This is a genomic window from Aquipuribacter hungaricus (genome assembly GCF_037860755.1).
Classification (GTDB): domain Bacteria; phylum Actinomycetota; class Actinomycetes; order Actinomycetales; family JBBAYJ01; genus Aquipuribacter; species Aquipuribacter hungaricus.
Window position 1 is genome coordinate 1 of sequence record NZ_JBBEOI010000247.1, and the last position, 5,099, is coordinate 5,099.

Genomic DNA, 5,099 nt, shown 5'->3' on the forward strand with positions numbered 1-5,099 from the left:
CTGCGCCGGGGACGACGGCGGGGTCAGGCCCCGGGACCTCGGGGCCGGCGTCGAGGTCGGCGCGGGGCCCGAGACCGTCGGCGGGGTCAGCCCGCGCGCCCTCGTCGCTGCCGGCGGCGTCGGGGCCGGCGCAGGGACGGTCGAGGTCGCCGGGGGTGGCGTCGGGGCCTGCGCGGCGGCCACCGCGGGCCGTCGGCGACGGAGCCACGGAAGGTCCTCGCGCACGCGGGTCCGGTCGGTCACGTGCGGTTCACAGGGTGATGCCGTGGTCGGCCGCCATGCCGACCATGCCGTCGTCGTAGCCCTGCCCGACCACGCGGAACTTCCAGTCCCCGCGGTGGCGGTAGAGCTCGCACAGGACGACCCCGGTCTCGGGCCCGAACCCGGGGACGAGGTTCTCCGAGCGCACGAGCTCGGCGTCGTCCTCCTGCTGCAGCACCCGCACCGTCGCCTCCCGCAGCTGGGACAGGGTCCGCCGCTGGGCGGTGCCGCCGTTGACGTAGGCGACGAACACCACCCGCCGGACGTCCTCGGGGACCCGGTCCAGGTCGACCTCGACCTGCTCCTCGGGTCCTGGCGCGGCGGAGCGGACGTCGAGCCGGACGACGCTGCGCCCCGCGTCGGCGAGCTGGTTGAAGAACACGAAGTGGTCGTCGCCCAGCGCGCGGCCGCCCTCGTCGCAGAGGATCGCGGCGACCACGAGCGAGCGGGCGAGCACCTCCTCGGACGTGGCCAGCCGGACGGCGACGACGACCCGCGTCAGCCCCGGGATCTCCTTGGTGAGGGCGACGTTGGTGCCCCGGCGCATGGTCCTCACGACAGGTCCAGGTCGGAGGCGGTGAACTTGGTCCGGAGGAACCGGCCCTGGGTGCTCAGTGCGTCGACGTCCTGGGCGCGGACGGCGGTGAGCGTCGAGCTCGCCGCGGTGTGCAGGGCGGCGACCTGCTCGTGCAGGGAGTCGCGGGGGCTCGGCGACCCGGACCGGGCGGTGTCGAGGAGGGCCTCGTCGACGGCCAGGTACCGCTTCAGCGTCGTGGGCAGGTAGTCCTCGAGCACCGCGCGGACCGAGACGAGGGCGTGCACGTCGAGCGGGCGCACGGCGGTCGTGGCGACGACGGCGCGCATGACGTCGGTGAGCGACCGGACGTCGACGACGACCGCCGTGGGCAGGCGCCCGGCGTTGCGGTCGACGAACTCGTCGGTCTGCGCGCAGAGCCTCACCAGTGCCTCCGGGGTGTCACCGGGGTCGACCCGGTCGGTGCCGCCGGGCCCGCCGGCCCGGTCCGCGGCCGGCGGTGGCGGGTCCGGCTGCAGCGCTCGTCGGAACCAGCCCACCGGGTGTCAGCCGCTCTGCTCCGTCGCCCGGACGCGGTCCAGGTAGGGCCGGGCGCGCTGGATCTGGCCCTCGAGCGCCGTGACCGTCTGCGCCATGCTCTCGGTCGCCTGGCCCCGGAAGGTGTCGATGGCGTCCATGGTGGCGAACACGTTGTCGAAGGCGGCCTGGAGCTTCTCCACGTCCACGGTCGACCGGGCGGCCTGCTGGTTGATGGCGGTGCCCTGCTGGCGCAGCTGCTGCGACGTGGACTCGATGAGCGAGGACGTCACGGTGTTGAGCGCGGTGATCTGGTCCAGGACGAGCTTCTGCCGGGCGAGCGCCTGGGACACGATGACGGCGGTCCGCAGCGCGGAGACGGTCGTGGTCTGTGCCCGGTCGACGCCCTTGATGAGCTCGATGTTGTTGCGGCGGACCAGGTCCAGCGCCAGGTAGCCCTGGACGTTGACGGCCATCTGGACCATGAGGTCCTCGCGGCGCTGGCGCACCGGGAAGAGCGCGTCCGAGCGCAGGGCGGTGGCCGTCTCGCTGCGCCCGGCGGCCTCCTCGCGCGCGATGGCCTCCTCGATCTGCGCGTCCAGGGCGCGGGCCAGCTGCTCGTACTCGGCGAGCTTGCCCATGACCTCCCACATCGTGACCTTCTCGGTCTCGATGGCCGCGTTGTCCTTGCGGAGGTCGTCCTGGCCGGACTCCAGCGCCCGGATGATGTCATTGAGCTGGGACTGCGCCGAGGCATACCGCTGGAAGTAGCTGTCGATGCGGTTGCCCCCCGGCACCCACTTGAGGATCTTCCGCGCGCCGGTGAGGTCGGCGCGGTGCGGGTCGAGGTCCGTGACGGTCCGGCGCAGGTCGGACAGGGTCCCGGCGACCCGGGTCTGGGCGTCGCCGCCCCTGGAGCCGAGCGCCGCGGCGGGCCGCTCGAGCATCCGGTTGGACACCGCGGCGGCCGCCCGCATCTCGGCGTCGCCCATGCTCGTCACGGCGGAGACCTTGTCCGCGAAGTCCGGCGAGCGGTGGTCGATCGCCATGAGCTCCTGGACGAACGCGACCGCGGTGGAGCGGATCTGCTCCTGGGCGGCGGCGTCGACGGGCACGGACCCCGCCGCGGCCTCCGGCTCGACCACGGCCACGGGTGCGGGCGGCGCGAGGACGAGGCCCTGCCCCGGCGGGCTCGCAACGGCGTCGGTCATCGTCGTCCTCCAGTCCGGACGGCCCCCTCGGCCCCCCGGCCGTCACGCTATCGCGCGGGCACCGCCGTCGTGGCCCGGACCTGGGCGAGCAGCCAGAGCGCGACGTCCTCCCCGCCGAGGACCCCGGCGCGGGCGGTGGTCGTCACGCCCGGGGCCTCCCAGCCGGACGCCGTCAGCTCGCCGTGCGGCGGCTTGACGGCCCGGTCCGCGGCCTCGAGCAGGTCCGCGTCCAGGAGCGAGTCGCCGGCGGCCAGGACCAGGCGCGACCCCAGCCGGTCCGCGAGCTCGCGCACGGCGGCGGACTTGGTGAGCGTGGCGGGGACGGCGTAGACCTTGCGGCCCTGCACCGACACCCGCCAGCCCCGGGCCGCGGCCCACGCGACGAGCGCCGGCACGACGTCGGAGGGCAGCAGGTCCGGCCGGACGACGGCGTAGCAGAACAGGTCGTCGGCCACCCGGAGCGCGCTCGTCCAGGCGGGGTCGAGCACCGCGGCCAGGTGCGCGTGCACCTGCGCCAGGCTCTCGCCCTGCGCCGCCCCCTCCGCCACCCGCCGCGCCCACCCGGCGTCGGGCTCGCCGTCCACGAGCAGGTGCCCCCCGTTGGCGGCGACGGCCCAGCGGGACGCCCCCGGCAGACGGACCCGGGCCAGCTGCGCCCGGGTCCGCGTGGTGACCGGCACGAGCACGGCCTCGCGCCCGAGCGCCTCGACCGCCTCGACGGCGGTCTCCGTCATGAACGACGCGGGCTCGTCGAGGTAGGTCTCCACGCAGCGCAGCACCGCCGTGCTGCCCGGGGGCAGCATGCTGGCGGCCCGGCTGTAGACCAGCGTCCGGTCCAGGTCGCTGGCCACGAGCACGCCGCTCACCCCTCCCCCCGCGTGCCGACGGACTGCGGCGAGATGAGCCCGATGCAGCTGTAGGGCAGGCCGGGGACCTCCTCGACCGGGACGCCGCGGTCGGCGGCGAGGTACAGCACGTGCTCCAGGTCGGCGGCCGCGCCGGGACGGACGAGCACCTTCCAGGGGACCCGCCGCAGCAGGACCCGGGTGGTCTCCCCCACCCCGGGCTTGACGAGGTTGACGTCCTGCATGCCGTGCGCGCGCCCGACAGCCTCCACCGCCCGCCAGCCCTCGAACGTGGGCGTGCGGTCGCCCGCGCGCACCGCCGCCACGTCGGCGGCGACCCCGCCGGCCACCTCGTCGAAGCAGGCGACGACGGTGTCGACGAACACCGTGGACACGTCCTGCGGGGCGAGCGCGGCGTAGTGCTTGGCGCCGTGGAAGCCGCCCGGGCGCAGGTACGCGTCGTTGAGCACGGTGCGGGACACCAGCCCGGACACGGTGGAGTTGAGGCAGGCCGACGGGACGAGGAAGTCGTCACGGGTGCCGAAGGTCGTCACGCAGCGGCCCGGGTCGGCGAGGACGACCAGGTCGGGGTCGAAGCCCTCGCCCGGGGCGAGCCCGCGCGAGACGCTGTAGGCCTCGACCGCGGCCCGCAGCTCCCGGACGATCGCGCCCTTGCCGGTCCAGCCGTCGACGAAGACCACCTGGCGGGGGTCGTGGTGGGCGCGCAGGTGGTCCAGCGCCACCTCGTCGACGCCGCGGCCCCGGACGATGCTCAGCGCGTAGTGGGGAAGGTCGAGGCCGTGGCGCAGCGCCGCCCAGCGGCGCAGCAGGATGCCGACGGGCGTGCCGGCCCGGGCGAGGGAGGCCAGCACGACGTCCTCGCCGCGCTCGGCGAGGACGAGCTCCGCGACCACGGCGACCGCGCGGGCCACCCGGGCCGCGGACGTGGCGAGCGAGCGCGCGAACAGCTGCTGGTAGCCCGCGTCGGGCTGGTACTCCACCGGCAGGGACTCCGCGTAGTGGGCGGTCCCGGCCTGGACGGCCGCCTCGCGGTGCGCGGTGGGGGCCTCGAGCGCCACGTGCGACAGGTCCTCCAGCAGCCAGCCGACGTCCTCCGCGGCGTAGGAGCCGAACGCCGGTCCGCGCAGCACGGTCCCGGGCGGCTGACGCACCGTGGCCGTCGCCGCGGGCGGGTCGGTGGGCAGACGGACGAGGACGACCGTGCCGGCGGCACCGGCGAGGCGGTCGAGCAGCCCGCCGGGGGCCCGCAGCTCGTCGGTGTCCCCCGCCTCGTCGGTGACCAGGACGAGGACGTCGGCCGTGCCGCGCTGCCGGCCCGGACCGGCAGCCGGGCCGTCGTCGGCGACCCGGGTGGTGAGGTTGTACGCCCAGCGCGGCCCCGGCTCGGCGAGCGGGGCGTCGTGGGAGGAGAAGGCGAGCGAGCCCCGCACCGCGTAGCCCGGGTCGGGCAGCACCGCGACCGGCGAGCGCGTCGTCGTGGACGTGAGCACGGCGGCCGTGCCGTCGCCGGCGGCGCGCAGGGCGGCGCGCAGGTGCCACGCCACCCGCGCCGGTGCCGCCATGAGCTCCTCGTCGCCGAGGACGACGACGCGGCCGGCGCCGTCGGGGCGAGCCGTCCGCAGCGCGTCGGAGACGGTGGCCGCGACGGTCCGGGCGGCGTCGTCGAAGGCCGCCGCGGCGCCCGGGAGCAGGCCGTGCCGTGAAGTCGGA

General features: G+C 76.1%; 6 protein-coding genes. All 6 read right to left on the reverse strand.

Going from position 1 to position 5,099, the window contains the following annotated elements; all coding sequences use genetic code 11:
• Window positions 1-208 (reverse strand): hypothetical protein (locus WCS02_RS17260; protein WP_340295482.1); only part of this gene is annotated, 208 nt, incomplete at its 3' end.
• A 42-nt stretch (window positions 209-250) separates the two neighbouring features.
• Window positions 251-808 carry a TerD family protein gene (locus WCS02_RS17265; protein WP_340295483.1) on the reverse strand — a complete coding sequence of 186 codons (558 nt, stop codon included), beginning with the start codon at window positions 806-808 and terminating at the stop codon, window positions 251-253.
• 5 nt (window positions 809-813) lie between these two features.
• Window positions 814-1,221, reverse strand: a complete 408-nt coding sequence (locus WCS02_RS17270) for a hypothetical protein (RefSeq protein ID WP_340295484.1) — start codon at window positions 1,219-1,221, stop codon at window positions 814-816.
• 120 nt (window positions 1,222-1,341) lie between these two features.
• On the reverse strand, window positions 1,342-2,523 hold the full coding sequence (locus tag WCS02_RS17275; RefSeq protein ID WP_340295485.1) for a toxic anion resistance protein: 1,182 nt from the start codon (window positions 2,521-2,523) through the stop codon (window positions 1,342-1,344).
• A 47-nt stretch (window positions 2,524-2,570) separates the two neighbouring features.
• Window positions 2,571-3,389 carry an HAD family hydrolase gene (locus tag WCS02_RS17280; RefSeq protein WP_340295486.1) on the reverse strand — a complete coding sequence of 273 codons (819 nt, stop codon included), beginning with the start codon at window positions 3,387-3,389 and terminating at the stop codon, window positions 2,571-2,573.
• Window positions 3,386-5,099, reverse strand: a 1,714-nt coding sequence (locus tag WCS02_RS17285) for a cysteine protease StiP domain-containing protein (RefSeq protein WP_340295487.1), incomplete at its 5' end; no start/stop codon positions are given. The genes WCS02_RS17280 and WCS02_RS17285, both read right to left, overlap by 4 nt.

Bases quoted from the DNA above. Each gene is read 5' to 3' on its own strand.
- WCS02_RS17265 (WP_340295483.1), bottom strand. From the start codon at position 808: ATGCGCCGGGGCACCAACGTCGCCCTCACCAAGGAGATCCCGGGGCTG.
- WCS02_RS17275 (WP_340295485.1), bottom strand. From the start codon at position 2,523: ATGACCGACGCCGTTGCGAGCCCGCCGGGGCAGGGCCTCGTCCTCGCG.